Below are 15,427 nucleotides of genomic sequence, written 5' to 3' on the forward strand. Positions count from 1 at the left end.
TTTTCAATTGGCGCGATCTCTCGCGCCAACTTGTGTCTTATACGTCCAGCGAGCCTTGGTCGATGACCAGACCTGGGCCCATAGTGGTGCTCAGGGTAACGCGCTTGACGTAGATACCTTTCGAGGAAGCTGGCTTGATACGCTTCAGATCAGCGATCAGGGCTTCAACGTTTTCCTTCAGCTTGACGGCATCGAAGCCGACTTTGCCAACGGAGGTGTGAATGATGCCGTTTTTGTCGGTGCGATAACGAACCTGACCAGCCTTGGCGTTCTTAACCGCGGTAGCTACGTCTGGCGTTACGGTGCCGACTTTAGGGTTAGGCATCAGGCCACGTGGACCCAGGATCTGACCCAACTGACCTACAACGCGCATTGCATCCGGGGAAGCAATAACGACGTCATAGTTCAGGTCGCCGCCTTTCATTTCGGCAGCCAGGTCGTCCATGCCAACGCGATCAGCGCCGGCGGCCAGAGCAGCTTCAGCTGCTGGGCCTTGAGTGAAGACAGCTACACGTACAGTCTTGCCAGTACCGTGTGGCAGCACAGTTGCGCTACGAACGACCTGGTCGGATTTACGTGGGTCAACACCCAGGTTTACAGCAACGTCAACGGACTCGCTGAACTTGACAGTCGACAGCTCGGTCAGCAGGGCAGCAGCGTCTACAAAATTGTAGGACTTGCCCGCTTCGATTTTGCCGGCGATAGCCTTTTGGCGCTTGGTCAGCTTAGCCATTACACACCCTCCACGTTAAGGCCCATGCTACGAGCAGAACCGGCGATGGTACGCACGGCTGCATCCATATCAGCTGCAGTCAGATCCGCGTTTTTGGTTTTCGCGATTTCTTCCAGCTGAGCACGAGTTACAGTGCCGACCTTAACGGTGTTAGGACGAGCGGAACCGCTAGTCAGACCAGCAGCTTTCTTCAACAGAACCGAAGCCGGGGTCGACTTGGTTTCGAAAGTGAAGCTACGGTCGCTGTATACAGTGATGATCACTGGAGTCGGCAGACCTGGCTCAAGACCCTGAGTACGGGCGTTGAAGGCCTTGCAGAATTCCATGATGTTCACGCCGTGCTGACCCAGAGCTGGACCGACAGGTGGACTAGGGTTGGCCTGAGCGGCCTTCACTTGCAGCTTGATGTAAGCGGTAATCTTCTTGGCCATGAGGCACTCCAATTACGGGTTCAAACGCCTCGAAAGGCTCCCCGGTTACTTGCGCGTTTATCCCAGTGACGACAAAACCCCACAGCCTACGGCTGCGGGGTTGGGATGCTTGCTCAGCTAGACCTTCTCGACCTGGCTGAACTCTAGCTCTACCGGAGTAGAGCGACCGAAAATGAGCACCGCCACTTGGATCCGGCTCTTTTCGTAGTTAACTTCTTCGACAGTACCGTTGAAATCAGCAAACGGACCATCTGTGACACGAACAACCTCACCCGGCTCGAACAACGTCTTCGGCTTGGGTTTGTCGCTACCATCAGCAACGCGACGCAGAATCGCTTCCGCCTCTTTGTCAGTGATAGGAGCAGGCTTATCAGCGGTACCGCCGATGAAACCCATGACACGAGGGGTATCCTTGACCAAGTGCCAAGTACCTTCATTCATGTCCATCTGAACCAGCACGTAGCCAGGGAAGAACTTGCGTTCACTTTTACGCTTCTGGCCATTCCGCATTTCAACCACTTCTTCAGTGGGAACCAGAATTTCGCCGAAGCCATCTTCCATGCCTGCCAGCTTTACGCGCTCTAGCAAAGAGCGCATAACATGCTTCTCGTAACCCGAGTAAGCATGCACAACGTACCAACGCTTAGCCACGGGACACCCTTAGCCAACAATCAAGGAAACAAGCCAGCCGAGCAGGGAGTCAAGCCCCCACAACAGCAACGCCATAACCAGAACAACAGCCACAACGATCAACGTGGTCTGCGTGGTTTCTTGGCGAGTCGGCCAAACGACTTTACGAATTTCGGTGCGAGCTTCCTTCACCAGGACCGCGAAAGACTTGCCTTTAGCAGTCTGCAGGCCTACAAAGGCAGCTACAGCAGCAAGGGCAAGCAAAGCGAGCACGCGGTACAGGATCGGCGAAGCAGAATAGTACTGATTGCCAACAACGCCTACGACCACCAAGGCGACTACAGCGAGCCACTTGACCAGATCGAAACGAGAGCTTTGAGCTTCAGCCTTAGGAGTCATCTATGAAGATCCTGTGAAAAGAAAGCCAGATACACCACGTGAATCTGGCAGGTCAGGAGGGAATCGAACCCCCAACCTACGGTTTTGGAGACCGTCGCTCTGCCAATTGAGCTACTGACCTAAAACAAAATCAGGCCGACCATTATGCAGGCCTGAAAAAGACTTTACAACAACCAACCCCACAAGACTTGAAATCACCTGGCGATAAAGCCAGACGCAACACCAACAAGCCGAGGCAGCTGTTAAAACAAAGGCAGATATTTTCATATCTGCCTTGTTATATGGAGCTCTTGAGCGGATTTGAACCGCTGACCTCACCCTTACCAAGGGTGTGCTCTACCAACTGAGCTACAAGAGCAAAACACCTTGCACAACCTGCAAACTTGGAGCGGGTAGCGGGAATCGAACCCGCATCATCAGCTTGGAAGGCTGAGGTTCTACCACTAAACTATACCCGCGGAGCTTGCAGCTCACGCTAAAAATGGTGGAGGGGGAAGGATTCGAACCTTCGAAGTCGTAGACGTCAGATTTACAGTCTGATCCCTTTGGCCGCTCGGGAACCCCTCCTAAGCGAGCCGGCATTTTACATTACGCCGACCTTCTGTCAAGCATTTTCTCATTTAAAAATATGAGGTTAGCTGCATTGACCTTCGCTTCACGCTGTAGACCTTAAAGGTCTTCACTGCGAAGCGGGCGCCATTCTATGCAAACTATTCGAGAGATGCAACGCCTTCGCACAACATTATTTTATGTTTTAACTCATTGAATTCCTTAGCAAGGTTTTCAAAAGGCAGATCCTCAGCCAGGCGTCGGCTTTCAGGGGCTACGCGCAGCCAATAGCCGGAAGCTTCAGCAGTATTCAGCAATTGAAGCTTGGCCTTTATATCCAGGCTTGTCAGCCGCTGCTCTACCGACTGAGCCTGTCGCTGATCCGTAAAACCACCGATATACAAACAGGTATTTTGCGCCTCTGCTGCCTTTGCACGATCTCTGCGCACCACAGCATCAGAGGACTCACTGAGCAGGCGAATGTCCTGCTGCCCACCCTTATAAAGGCTCAGAGGCGTAACATCTTTGGCACGCAACGGCGCTTCTTGCTGATGCCATATGTAGTAGAAGGCGTTGAGGACAAGTAAAAGCAAAAACAACCAACGCATAATCACCTCAGGACAAAGGACAAGCCATCGCCAAACCGACAAAAACCAGATCCGGAACGAGCCGGGCTTGCGGCACTGCACCTGCCACCAAATCGGCGTCCCCCCCGGTGAGAAACACCGTGAAATCATCGCCCCAGTAGCTTCGCGCCAACTCCAATTGAGTCAGTACAAACCCTCTGAGCATAAGCGTACAACCTCGCTCTACTGCTTCTACGGTCGTACGACCAGGAGAGAGGCGCTCTAGCGCCCTTTCAGCCGCTGCATCGTCGTAACGTATCTTTCGTGTATGAGTTCGCAGCTGATTGCGCATGAGCGGCATACCTGGACAAATGAAACCACCAAGGTGCTCGCCATCCGCCGCAATAAAATCCGCCGTGGCTGCCGTACCAAAATCAAGCACCAGGCATGCGCCGTGCGCCAGCTTGAATCCACCCAGCATTGCGAGCCAACGATCAAGACCCAGGCGCTCAAAATCTTCGTAGCCGTTACGCACTCCGGCCATCTCGCGCGCGGGAGCAGCACAGGAGACAGCAACGCCGAAAGCCTCATGCAGGGCCGCAACCAGCTTGCTTGTTTCTTCCAGGGCACGAACGCTCACCAGCCGGCAACGCGTCAGCAACAATCCGGGAAGCGCCACGAGGCTTTCGATCAAAGCCAGATCCGAACCAACAACTCCCTCCGAAGAAGCATTCGCGCTATCGGCATCAAGCACACGCCATTTGATAAAGCTATTCCCACAGTCGAGCTCAAGAATCATCACGCAACCTCAGGCTTAACTCACCACCACTGTATATTTTCTCAACACCATCAACGCTCAAGCGCAGTGCACCCTGGCGGTCTACGCCCAGCACAACGCCATCGACTTGGCTGACACCCGCGATAAGGGACACCCGCCGCCCCTGCCAGGCGTGATTCTGCTCCCACTCATCTTTGAGTGCGACAAAACCACCCTTGCGGTGCCGTTCAAGGTAGCTTTTCAGTTGCAACCCCAATTGCGCCACCAGCGCATTGCGATTCACCGGAGAGCCTGTCTGCAGCTGCACCGAAGTCCATTGCTGGTCCACCTCGTCAGCCCTTTGCATATTCACATTGATGCCTATTCCGAGGACAACGTGGCAGATATCAGCAGGGTCTCCTACCAACTCCAGCAAAATCCCGGCAATTTTCTTCTGCCCTACCAGAACGTCGTTTGGCCACTTCAGAGTTGCGCCCTGCACACCCGACTCGCGCAAGGCCTGCATGACCGCCAAGCCCACAACCAGGCTCAGCCCCTCCAACTGCCGCAGGCCCGACTCGATGCGCAATACGAGGCTGTAATACACATTTTGTGCAAATGGACTTACCCACTTCCGCCCCCTCCTACCCCGGCCGGCCGTTTGCTGTTCCGCAAGCACCAGGAACGGCGCCGCGCATCCGGCATCAACAAGACGCAAGGCTTCAGCGTTCGTGGAGTCAATGGAGTCAGAGATATGAACGGGCCACGCCAAGGAGGGCGCATTCAACGCAATATCTTCAGCAGTCAAGAACACCAACGGCGACGCCAACTGATACCCCTTGCCCCGAACCTTATGTATGGGCAGATTGAGTTCTGCTTCCAGGTGCTGGAGTTGCTTCCAGACAGCACTGCGGCTGACACCCAGGGCGGCGCCCAGCGCTTCCCCCGAGTGGAATCGGCCATCTTTCAGAAGTTTTAACAACGTCAGCATGCAGGTATCGCCTCACAATGAGGCACGCATAATAGCCATGCGCAGGGTCATTGCATAGAAACGCAGCCCCTTAGCTCTAAAGGTCGTCGAAATGAACCCCCTCGTGCTTTTCGACCACCCAAAACAAAACCCCATCTGCTTTCGCAAATGGGGTTTCGGAATTTAATCTTGACGATGACCTACTCTCACATGGGGAAACCCCACACTACCATCGGCGATGCATCGTTTCACTGCTGAGTTCGGGATGGGATCAGGTGGTTCCAATGCTCTATGGTCGTCAAGAAATTCGGGTACTGAGTCGCGGCTTATGCCTCGCTTCAGCAAATTGGGTATGTGACAGCTTTCGGTGTTTTGTGAGCGTCGAACTTTCGGTTCATTTCGTCTTCACACACCGCAATCTGATGCTCTTTCGAGTAGTCAAATTGCTTGGGTGTTATATGGTCAAGCCTCACGGGCAATTAGTATTGGTTAGCTCAACGCCTCACAGCGCTTACACACCCAACCTATCAACGTCGTAGTCTTCGACGGCCCTTCAGGGAACTCAAGGTTCCAGTGAGATCTCATCTTGAGGCTAGTTTCCCGCTTAGATGCTTTCAGCGGTTATCTATTCCGAACATAGCTACCCGGCAATGCCACTGGCGTGACAACCGGAACACCAGAGGTTCGTCCACTCCGGTCCTCTCGTACTAGGAGCAGCCCCTCTCAAATCTCAAACGTCCACGGCAGATAGGGACCGAACTGTCTCACGACGTTCTAAACCCAGCTCGCGTACCACTTTAAATGGCGAACAGCCATACCCTTGGGACCGGCTTCAGCCCCAGGATGTGATGAGCCGACATCGAGGTGCCAAACACCGCCGTCGATATGAACTCTTGGGCGGTATCAGCCTGTTATCCCCGGAGTACCTTTTATCCGTTGAGCGATGGCCCTTCCATACAGAACCACCGGATCACTAAGACCTACTTTCGTACCTGCTCGACGTGTCTGTCTCGCAGTCAAGCGCGCTTTTGCCTTTATACTCTACGACCGATTTCCGACCGGTCTGAGCGCACCTTCGTACTCCTCCGTTACTCTTTAGGAGGAGACCGCCCCAGTCAAACTACCCACCATACACTGTCCTCGATCCGGATAACGGACCTGAGTTAGAACCTCAAAGTTGCCAGGGTGGTATTTCAAGGATGGCTCCACGCAGACTGGCGTCCACGCTTCAAAGCCTCCCACCTATCCTACACAAGCAAATTCAAAGTCCAGTGCAAAGCTATAGTAAAGGTTCACGGGGTCTTTCCGTCTAGCCGCGGATACACTGCATCTTCACAGCGATTTCAATTTCACTGAGTCTCGGGTGGAGACAGCGCCGCCATCGTTACGCCATTCGTGCAGGTCGGAACTTACCCGACAAGGAATTTCGCTACCTTAGGACCGTTATAGTTACGGCCGCCGTTTACCGGGGCTTCGATCAAGAGCTTCGCGTTAGCTAACCCCATCAATTAACCTTCCGGCACCGGGCAGGCGTCACACCCTATACGTCCACTTTCGTGTTTGCAGAGTGCTGTGTTTTTAATAAACAGTCGCAGCGGCCTGGTATCTTCGACCGGCATGAGCTTACGGAGCAAGTCCTTCACCCTCACCGGCGCACCTTCTCCCGAAGTTACGGTGCCATTTTGCCTAGTTCCTTCACCCGAGTTCTCTCAAGCGCCTTGGTATTCTCTACCCAACCACCTGTGTCGGTTTGGGGTACGGTTCCTGGTTACCTGAAGCTTAGAAGCTTTTCTTGGAAGCATGGCATCAACCACTTCGTTAACTAAAAGTTAACTCGTCATCAGCTCTCGGCCTTAGAATCCCGGATTTACCTAAGATTCCAGCCTACCACCTTAAACTTGGACAACCAACGCCAAGCTGGCCTAGCCTTCTCCGTCCCTCCATCGCAATAACCAGAAGTACAGGAATATTAACCTGTTTTCCATCGACTACGCTTTTCAGCCTCGCCTTAGGGACCGACTAACCCTGCGTCGATTAACGTTGCGCAGGAAACCTTGGTCTTTCGGCGTGGGTGTTTTTCACACCCATTGTCGTTACTCATGTCAGCATTCGCACTTCTGATACCTCCAGCAAGCTTCTCAACTCACCTTCACAGGCTTACAGAACGCTCCTCTACCGCATCACTTACGTGATACCCGTAGCTTCGGTGTATGGTTTGAGCCCCGTTACATCTTCCGCGCAGGCCGACTCGACTAGTGAGCTATTACGCTTTCTTTAAAGGGTGGCTGCTTCTAAGCCAACCTCCTAGCTGTCTAAGCCTTCCCACATCGTTTCCCACTTAACCATAACTTTGGGACCTTAGCTGACGGTCTGGGTTGTTTCCCTTTTCACGACGGACGTTAGCACCCGCCGTGTGTCTCCCATGCTCGGCACTTGTAGGTATTCGGAGTTTGCATCGGTTTGGTAAGTCGGGATGACCCCCTAGCCGAAACAGTGCTCTACCCCCTACAGTGATACATGAGGCGCTACCTAAATAGCTTTCGAGGAGAACCAGCTATCTCCGAGCTTGATTAGCCTTTCACTCCGATCCACAGGTCATCCGCTAACTTTTCAACGGTAGTCGGTTCGGTCCTCCAGTTAGTGTTACCCAACCTTCAACCTGCCCATGGATAGATCGCCCGGTTTCGGGTCTATTCCCAGCGACTAGACGCCCTATTAAGACTCGCTTTCGCTACGCCTCCCCTATTCGGTTAAGCTCGCCACTGAAAATAAGTCGCTGACCCATTATACAAAAGGTACGCAGTCACCCAACAAAGTGGGCTCCCACTGCTTGTACGCATACGGTTTCAGGATCTATTTCACTCCCCTCTCCGGGGTTCTTTTCGCCTTTCCCTCACGGTACTAGTTCACTATCGGTCAGTCAGTAGTATTTAGCCTTGGAGGATGGTCCCCCCATATTCAGACAAAGTTTCTCGTGCTCCGTCCTACTCGATTTCATGACTAAGAGATTTTCGCGTACAGGGCTATCACCCACTATGGCCGCACTTTCCAGAGCGTTCCGCTAATCTCAAAGCCACTTAAGGGCTAGTCCCCGTTCGCTCGCCACTACTAAGGGAATCTCGGTTGATTTCTTTTCCTCAGGGTACTTAGATGTTTCAGTTCCCCTGGTTCGCCTCTTGCACCTATGTATTCAGTACAAGATAACCATCTTATGATGGCTGGGTTCCCCCATTCAGACATCTCCGGATCAAAGTCTGTTTGCCGACTCCCCGAAGCTTTTCGCAGGCTACCACGTCTTTCATCGCCTCTGACTGCCAAGGCATCCACCGTATGCGCTTCTTCACTTGACCATATAACCCCAAGCAATCTGGTTATACTGTGAAGACGACATTCGCCGAAAATTCGAATTTCTCAATTAAGAGAACTCACAAATTTTACCTTAGCCTGATCCGTTACCAGTGAAAGTAACGTTCAGTCTATCTTTCTATCACATACCCAAATTTTTAAAGAACGATCTAATCAAAGACTAGAAATCAACATTCACCATCACACTGATGGAATGCTCATTTCTAAGCTTTCATAACGCAGAAGCAGTAGTGGTGGAGCCAAACGGGATCGAACCGTTGACCTCCTGCGTGCAAGGCAGGCGCTCTCCCAGCTGAGCTATGGCCCCATATTTCTACAGGCGTTTCCCACACAAAATTGGTGGGTCTGGGCAGATTCGAACTGCCGACCTCACCCTTATCAGGGGTGCGCTCTAACCAACTGAGCTACAGACCCAATTTCGGGCTGCTTCTTTATCGTCTTCTTCAATGAATCAAGCAATTCGTGTGGGAACTTATGGAGCAGCTGATGTCGTCGATTAAGGAGGTGATCCAGCCGCAGGTTCCCCTACGGCTACCTTGTTACGACTTCACCCCAGTCATGAATCACACCGTGGTAACCGTCCTCCCGAAGGTTAGACTAGCTACTTCTGGTGCAACCCACTCCCATGGTGTGACGGGCGGTGTGTACAAGGCCCGGGAACGTATTCACCGCGACATTCTGATTCGCGATTACTAGCGATTCCGACTTCACGCAGTCGAGTTGCAGACTGCGATCCGGACTACGATCGGTTTTATGGGATTAGCTCCACCTCGCGGCTTGGCAACCCTCTGTACCGACCATTGTAGCACGTGTGTAGCCCAGGCCGTAAGGGCCATGATGACTTGACGTCATCCCCACCTTCCTCCGGTTTGTCACCGGCAGTCTCCTTAGAGTGCCCACCATGACGTGCTGGTAACTAAGGACAAGGGTTGCGCTCGTTACGGGACTTAACCCAACATCTCACGACACGAGCTGACGACAGCCATGCAGCACCTGTCTCAATGTTCCCGAAGGCACCAATCTATCTCTAGAAAGTTCATTGGATGTCAAGGCCTGGTAAGGTTCTTCGCGTTGCTTCGAATTAAACCACATGCTCCACCGCTTGTGCGGGCCCCCGTCAATTCATTTGAGTTTTAACCTTGCGGCCGTACTCCCCAGGCGGTCAACTTAATGCGTTAGCTGCGCCACTAAAAGCTCAAGGCTTCCAACGGCTAGTTGACATCGTTTACGGCGTGGACTACCAGGGTATCTAATCCTGTTTGCTCCCCACGCTTTCGCACCTCAGTGTCAGTATTAGTCCAGGTGGTCGCCTTCGCCACTGGTGTTCCTTCCTATATCTACGCATTTCACCGCTACACAGGAAATTCCACCACCCTCTACCATACTCTAGTCAGTCAGTTTTGAATGCAGTTCCCAGGTTGAGCCCGGGGATTTCACATCCAACTTAACAAACCACCTACGCGCGCTTTACGCCCAGTAATTCCGATTAACGCTTGCACCCTCTGTATTACCGCGGCTGCTGGCACAGAGTTAGCCGGTGCTTATTCTGTCGGTAACGTCAAAACACTAACGTATTAGGTTAATGCCCTTCCTCCCAACTTAAAGTGCTTTACAATCCGAAGACCTTCTTCACACACGCGGCATGGCTGGATCAGGCTTTCGCCCATTGTCCAATATTCCCCACTGCTGCCTCCCGTAGGAGTCTGGACCGTGTCTCAGTTCCAGTGTGACTGATCATCCTCTCAGACCAGTTACGGATCGTCGCCTTGGTGAGCCATTACCTCACCAACTAGCTAATCCGACCTAGGCTCATCTGATAGCGCAAGGCCCGAAGGTCCCCTGCTTTCTCCCGTAGGACGTATGCGGTATTAGCGTTCGTTTCCGAACGTTATCCCCCACTACCAGGCAGATTCCTAGGCATTACTCACCCGTCCGCCGCTCTCAAGAGAAGCAAGCTTCTCTCTACCGCTCGACTTGCATGTGTTAGGCCTGCCGCCAGCGTTCAATCTGAGCCATGATCAAACTCTTCAGTTCAAACATCTTTGGGTTTTTAAGAAACCCTAAACTTGGCTCAGCAATCGTTGGTTACATCTTTGATTTCTCGCGGAGTAACTTGTGATGCTGATAATCTTGTTGACTATCAGTCTGACTCCACAAGCACCCACACGAATTGCTTGATTCAGTTGTTAAAGAGCGGTTGGTTAAGATCTTTCGTCTCAACCGAGGCGCGCATTCTACAGCAGCCTCATTTGCTGTCAAGTGATTATTTTCAGAAGCTTTCGAAGATTTCTTCAGCAACTTCAACCACTTGCGCTTCCGATCTCTCGTCAGCGGGAGGCGAATTCTACAGCGTTACACGCTGCTGTCAACACCTCTTTTTCAACTTCCTTTTGGCTTCGATGAATTGAAGCAACTTGCTGCCGAAACTTACATAACTCATTGTTTACCAAGGAGTTTTCCGTTTCGACTGCGCCGGAAGTGGGGCGAATTATAGACAGTTATAATTCGCCGTCAACACCTAATTTCAGACTTATTCGGATTTGAGCGTAATACGCGCAAATGCCTTCTTGCCGGCCTGGCAAACGTGGGTAGCACCCAGCTCGTATATAAAGGTGCGATCCACAACCTCACCATCTATACGCACACCACCGGAACCCAGGAGGTCACGCGCAACCGCAGAGTTCTTGACCAGACCTGCCTTATTAAGCACAGCCGCGATCGGCATCGCCTCGGCAGCAGACAGCTCAATCTCCGGCAGATCATCCGGCAGCTCGCCATCTTTCATGCGATTGCCCGCGGCACGGTGAGCATTGGCAGCAGCCTCTTCACCATGAAAACGCGCAACAATCTCTTCAGCCAGCTTGATCTTCACGTCACGAGGATTGGCGCCTGCCTCTACATCAGCACGCAGCGCATTGATCTCATCCATCGAGCGGAAGCTCAACAACTCGAAGTAACGCCACATCAGCGCATCCGGAATGGAGACCAGCTTGCCGTACATCACACCCGGCGCTTCCTGGATGCCGACATAGTTGCCCAAGGACTTGGACATCTTCTTGACGCCATCCAACCCTTCGAGCAAAGGCATGGTCAGAATGCATTGAGCTTCCTGCCCATACGCACGCTGCAGTTCACGCCCCATCAACAGGTTGAATTTCTGATCGGTGCCACCCAGCTCAACGTCCGCACGTAAGGCTACCGAGTCATAGCCCTGAACCAGCGGATAGAGGAACTCATGAATGGCGATCGGCTGATTGGTGGAGTAGCGCTTGTCGAAGTCATCACGCTCAAGCATCCGCGCAACGGTGTACTGAGAGGTCAGACGAATGAAGTCCGCCGGCCCCATCTGATCCATCCAGGTGGAGTTGAATGCCACTTCGGTCTTGGCCGGATCGAGAATCTTGAACACCTGGGTTTTGTAGGTCTCGGCGTTGTCGAGCACCTGCTCACGCGTCAGCGGCGGGCGCGTCGCGCTCTTGCCACTCGGATCACCGATCATTCCGGTGAAGTCACCGATAAGGAAGATGACCTGATGCCCCAACTCCTGGAACTGGCGCAGCTTATTAATAAGCACGGTATGACCCAGGTGCAGATCCGGCGCGGTCGGATCAAAGCCAGCCTTAATACGCAGGGGCTGGCCACGCTTGAGCTTTTCGATCAACTCAGCTTCAACCAACAGTTCTTCCGCACCACGTTTTATCAGCGCTAGCTGCTCTTCAACCGACTTCATAACAGACCCGCAAGGCTCAGATTCAAAAGGGAACCAACCATACAAGATCAGGGACTAATTACAAGTTTTGCCCTGCGAACGGACACCGTTCAGCAAGCCCAGCGTTCGCTAGCTTGCGCCACAGATGATTTGGTTATATTTTATACAGTTATTTCATCTTCATCATGTCATTCATCTTTTCCATTTCATCTTCAAAGTCAAATTACCTATGACCACTGAACCGTCTAAAGCGCCGCCGCTTTACCCGAAGACCCACCTGCTCGCCGCAAGTGGTATCGCCGCCCTTCTCAGCCTGGCACTCCTGGTATTCCCTTCCAGTGACGTAGAAGCCAAACGAACATCCCTGAGCCTTGACCTGGAAAGTCCCGTTGAACAACTGACACAAGATCAAGACGCTTCCGACGCGCAACAAGCCACAAATGCACCGACCGAATCGCCTTTCGCCCAGATAGAAAGCAGCCCCGAAGATACCCAGCAAGCCGCCCAAGAGCCGCCTGCGCCGGTGGCCGACGCCGCCAAAAACCCACAACACCGCGAAGTGATCGTGGCCAAGGGCGACACATTGTCGACCCTGTTTGAGAAAGTCGGCCTCCCCGCTGCCGCCGTTAATGAAGTACTGGCCAGCGACAAGCAAGCCAAGCAATTCACCCAGCTCAAACGCGGCCAGAAACTTGAGTTCGAACTGACGCCTGACGGCCAACTGCACAACCTGCATAGCAATGTCAGCGACCTTGAAAGCATCACCCTGACCAAAGGCGCCAAGGGCTTTGCCTTCAACCGCATCACCACCAAACCCGTGATGCGCTCCGCCTACGTACACGGCGTCATCAACAGCTCGCTGTCACAATCCGCAGCCCGCGCCGGCCTGTCCCACAGCATGACCATGGACATGGCCAGCGTGTTTGGCTACGACATCGACTTCGCCCAGGACATCCGTCAAGGCGACGAATTCGACGTGATCTACGAGCAGAAAGTCGCCAACGGCAAGGTCGTCGGCACTGGCAACATTCTCTCCGCGCGCTTTACCAACCGCGGCAAGACCTACACCGCCGTGCGTTACACCAACAAACAAGGCAACAGCAGCTACTACACCGCCGACGGCAATAGCATGCGCAAGGCCTTCATCCGCACCCCGGTGGACTTCGCTCGTATTAGCTCGCGTTTCTCCATGGGTCGCAAGCATCCAATTCTGAACAAAATCCGCGCCCATAAAGGTGTGGACTATGCGGCCCCGCGTGGCACGCCAATCAAGGCTGCCGGCGACGGCAAGGTATTGCTGGCCGGTCGTCGCGGCGGTTACGGTAATACCGTGATCATCCAGCACGGCAACACCTACCGTACGCTGTATGGTCACATGCAAGGTTTCGCCAAGGGTGTGCAAACTGGCGGTACCGTGAAGCAAGGCCAGGTGATCGGCTATATCGGCACTACCGGCCTCTCCACTGGCCCGCACTTGCACTATGAGTTCCAGGTCAATGGCGTCCACGTCGATCCACTGGGCCAGAAACTGCCGATGGCCGACCCGATCGCCAAGGCCGAGCGCGCCCGCTTCATGCAACAAAGCCAGCCCTTGATGGCGCGCATGGATCAAGAGCGCTCCACCCTGCTGGCTTCGGCGAAGCGTTAAGGTATGCCGCTCTATATAGGCGTGATGTCCGGGACCAGCCTCGACGGCCTGGACATTGCCTTGATCGAGCAAGACCCGGCGATCACGTTGATCGCCACGCACTACATCCCAATGCCAGATACCCTGCGCACTGAGCTGCTTGCCCTATGCGCCAGCGGGCCGGATGAAATCGCCCGCTCCGCCATTGCCCAACAGAAATGGGTGACCTTGGCCGCACAAGGTATTCACGCTCTACTCGATCAGCAAAAGCTCAAGCCGCAGGACATTCGTGCGATTGGCAGCCATGGCCAGACCATCCGCCATGAGCCTGCCCGGGGTTTTACCGTGCAAATCGGTAATCCGGCCTTGCTCACCGAGTTGACGAATATCACCGTGGTCAGCGATTTCCGCAGCCGTGATGTGGCCGCCGGTGGCCAGGGCGCCCCGTTGGTACCCGCCTTCCACGAAGCGTTGTTTGGTGAGCGCACTGGTAACCGCGCCGTATTGAATGTCGGAGGTTTCAGCAACCTCAGCCTTATCGAGACCGGCAAGCCTGTCGCCGGCTTCGACTGCGGCCCGGGCAACGTCCTACTGGATGCGTGGATTCACCAACAACGCGGCGAACACTTTGATCGCGATGGTCAGTGGGCCGCCAGCGGCAAGGTCGAGCCCCAGTTGCTCAACGCCCTGCTTAGCGACCCCTTCTTCGTGACCAAGGGCCCCAAGAGCACTGGGCGCGAAGTGTTCAACCTGGAATGGCTGCGCCAACACCTTGGCCGCTTGCCTGCATTTGAGCCTCAGAATGTACAGTCAACGCTGCTTGAGTTGACCGCCCTGACGATCGTTGAGTCCCTACAGTCGGCACAATCCCAGACAGAAACATTGCTGGTATGTGGCGGCGGCGCTCACAACGCCACGCTGATGAACCGTCTGGCCACCCTGCTTCCATCAGCCCACGTCAGCAGCACCGCCACCTACGGCGTGGCCCCCGACTGGGTCGAAGCCATGGCCTTCGCCTGGCTGGCGCATTGCTGCCTTGAAGGCATTGCCGCCAACCGCCCGAGCGTCACCGGCGCACGCGGACTTCGAGTACTGGGCGCGATCTACCCCGCCTAAAATATCCGGACAGCAAAACGCCGCTTGGCCTATCACAACCAAGCGGCGTTTTTGTATGCGCTACAGATCAGATCGAGAACGAAGACCCGCAACCACAGGTCGTGGTGGCGTTAGGGTTCTTGATCACGAAACGCGAACCTTCCAGACCTTCCTGGTAATCCACCTCGGCACCTGCCAGGTATTGGAAGCTCATCGGATCCACGACCAGGCTCACGCCCTCGCGTTCAACGATGGTGTCATCATCGGCCACATCTTCATCGAAGGTAAAACCGTACTGAAACCCTGAACAACCGCCGCCCGTAACGAATACGCGCAGCTTCAAGCGATCATTACCCTCTTCATCGACCAGGCTCTTCACCTTGTGCGCAGCACCGTGGGTGAATTGCAAAGCCGTGGGGGTGAAGGATTCAACGCTCATGCTGATAATCTCCCGGCGTTCCGCCGCCATATGCGTAATGGCGGCATTATCCGCTTCTCCTAGAAAAGCGGTCAACTATTGTTACGGTATATCAATCCGCGCTGCCGCCCTTAAAAACACAAAAGGCCCGATCAACGGGCCTTTTGCTTAACAGCC

General features: G+C 53.9%; 11 protein-coding genes, 6 tRNA genes and 3 rRNA genes. 2 read left to right on the plus strand and 18 right to left on the minus strand.

Features of this window, described 5'->3' with window-relative positions; all coding sequences use genetic code 11:
* Positions 1-37: 37 nt before the first annotated feature.
* The 17 genes from rplA to tyrS all read right to left on the minus strand — a co-directional run bounded on the left by rplA (position 38) and on the right by tyrS (position 12,131).
* On the minus strand, positions 38-733 hold the full coding sequence (gene rplA, locus CI807_RS03135; RefSeq protein ID WP_003176434.1) for a 50S ribosomal protein L1: 696 nt from the start codon (positions 731-733) through the stop codon (positions 38-40).
* Positions 733-1,164, minus strand: coding sequence for a 50S ribosomal protein L11 (rplK, locus tag CI807_RS03140; protein ID WP_003176435.1), 432 nt, complete (start codon positions 1,162-1,164; stop codon positions 733-735). The genes rplA and rplK overlap by 1 nt, the downstream gene beginning before the upstream one ends.
* A 117-nt stretch (positions 1,165-1,281) precedes the next feature.
* Positions 1,282-1,815 carry a transcription termination/antitermination protein NusG gene (gene nusG / locus CI807_RS03145; protein ID WP_003176436.1) on the minus strand — a complete coding sequence of 178 codons (534 nt, stop codon included), beginning with the start codon at positions 1,813-1,815 and terminating at the stop codon, positions 1,282-1,284.
* Between the two features lie 9 nt (positions 1,816-1,824).
* The gene (gene secE / locus CI807_RS03150) at positions 1,825-2,193 is read right to left on the minus strand and encodes a preprotein translocase subunit SecE (RefSeq protein ID WP_003194658.1); all 369 of its coding nucleotides are present in this window, start codon (positions 2,191-2,193) and stop codon (positions 1,825-1,827) included.
* Between the two features lie 45 nt (positions 2,194-2,238).
* Positions 2,239-2,314, minus strand: a tRNA-Trp gene (locus tag CI807_RS03155).
* 161 nt (positions 2,315-2,475) lie between these two features.
* Positions 2,476-2,551: transfer RNA gene (locus CI807_RS03160), tRNA-Thr, on the minus strand.
* A 26-nt stretch (positions 2,552-2,577) separates the two neighbouring features.
* Positions 2,578-2,651: transfer RNA gene (locus CI807_RS03165), tRNA-Gly, on the minus strand.
* A gap of 24 nt (positions 2,652-2,675) precedes the next feature.
* Positions 2,676-2,760, minus strand: a tRNA-Tyr gene (locus tag CI807_RS03170).
* A 143-nt stretch (positions 2,761-2,903) separates the two neighbouring features.
* Positions 2,904-3,350, minus strand: coding sequence for a hypothetical protein (locus CI807_RS03175; RefSeq protein ID WP_095013701.1), 447 nt, complete (start codon positions 3,348-3,350; stop codon positions 2,904-2,906).
* A gap of 7 nt (positions 3,351-3,357) precedes the next feature.
* Entirely contained in the window at positions 3,358-4,107 is a 750-nt protein-coding gene (locus CI807_RS03180; protein ID WP_095013702.1) for a pantothenate kinase, read from the minus strand.
* Positions 4,097-5,056 (minus strand): bifunctional biotin--[acetyl-CoA-carboxylase] ligase/biotin operon repressor BirA, encoded by a 960-nt coding sequence (gene birA / locus CI807_RS03185; RefSeq protein WP_095013703.1) that lies wholly within the window; start codon positions 5,054-5,056, stop codon positions 4,097-4,099. The genes CI807_RS03180 and birA overlap by 11 nt, the downstream gene beginning before the upstream one ends.
* A 166-nt stretch (positions 5,057-5,222) precedes the next feature.
* Positions 5,223-5,338: ribosomal RNA gene (gene rrf, locus CI807_RS03190) — 5S ribosomal RNA — on the minus strand.
* Between the two features lie 155 nt (positions 5,339-5,493).
* Positions 5,494-8,385 (minus strand): 23S ribosomal RNA (locus CI807_RS03195).
* 247 nt (positions 8,386-8,632) lie between these two features.
* Positions 8,633-8,708, minus strand: a tRNA-Ala gene (locus CI807_RS03200).
* A 30-nt stretch (positions 8,709-8,738) separates the two neighbouring features.
* Positions 8,739-8,815, minus strand: a tRNA-Ile gene (locus CI807_RS03205).
* Positions 8,816-8,898: 83 nt separating this feature from the next.
* Positions 8,899-10,435, minus strand: a 16S ribosomal RNA gene (locus CI807_RS03210).
* The 16S, 23S and 5S rRNA genes sit together here with 2 tRNA genes alongside, the layout of an rRNA operon.
* Positions 10,436-10,931: 496 nt before the next feature.
* The gene (gene tyrS / locus CI807_RS03220) at positions 10,932-12,131 is read right to left on the minus strand and encodes a tyrosine--tRNA ligase (protein ID WP_016977905.1); all 1,200 of its coding nucleotides are present in this window, start codon (positions 12,129-12,131) and stop codon (positions 10,932-10,934) included.
* 208 nt (positions 12,132-12,339) lie between these two features.
* On the opposite strand from tyrS, the gene CI807_RS03225 reads away from it, so the two are divergent.
* On the plus strand, positions 12,340-13,758 hold the full coding sequence (locus CI807_RS03225; protein WP_095013704.1) for a peptidoglycan DD-metalloendopeptidase family protein: 1,419 nt from the start codon (positions 12,340-12,342) through the stop codon (positions 13,756-13,758).
* A 3-nt stretch (positions 13,759-13,761) separates the two neighbouring features.
* Entirely contained in the window at positions 13,762-14,853 is a 1,092-nt protein-coding gene (locus tag CI807_RS03230; RefSeq protein WP_095013705.1) for an anhydro-N-acetylmuramic acid kinase, read from the plus strand.
* Positions 14,854-14,920: 67 nt separating this feature from the next.
* Here CI807_RS03230 and erpA read toward each other — a convergent pair whose 3' ends face one another.
* Positions 14,921-15,271 carry an iron-sulfur cluster insertion protein ErpA gene (gene erpA, locus CI807_RS03235; RefSeq protein WP_003176443.1) on the minus strand — a complete coding sequence of 117 codons (351 nt, stop codon included), beginning with the start codon at positions 15,269-15,271 and terminating at the stop codon, positions 14,921-14,923.
* Positions 15,272-15,427: the final 156 nt, after the last annotated feature.

Source organism: Pseudomonas sp. NS1(2017), assembly GCF_002269425.1.
GTDB classification, from domain to species: domain Bacteria; phylum Pseudomonadota; class Gammaproteobacteria; order Pseudomonadales; family Pseudomonadaceae; genus Aquipseudomonas; species Aquipseudomonas reactans.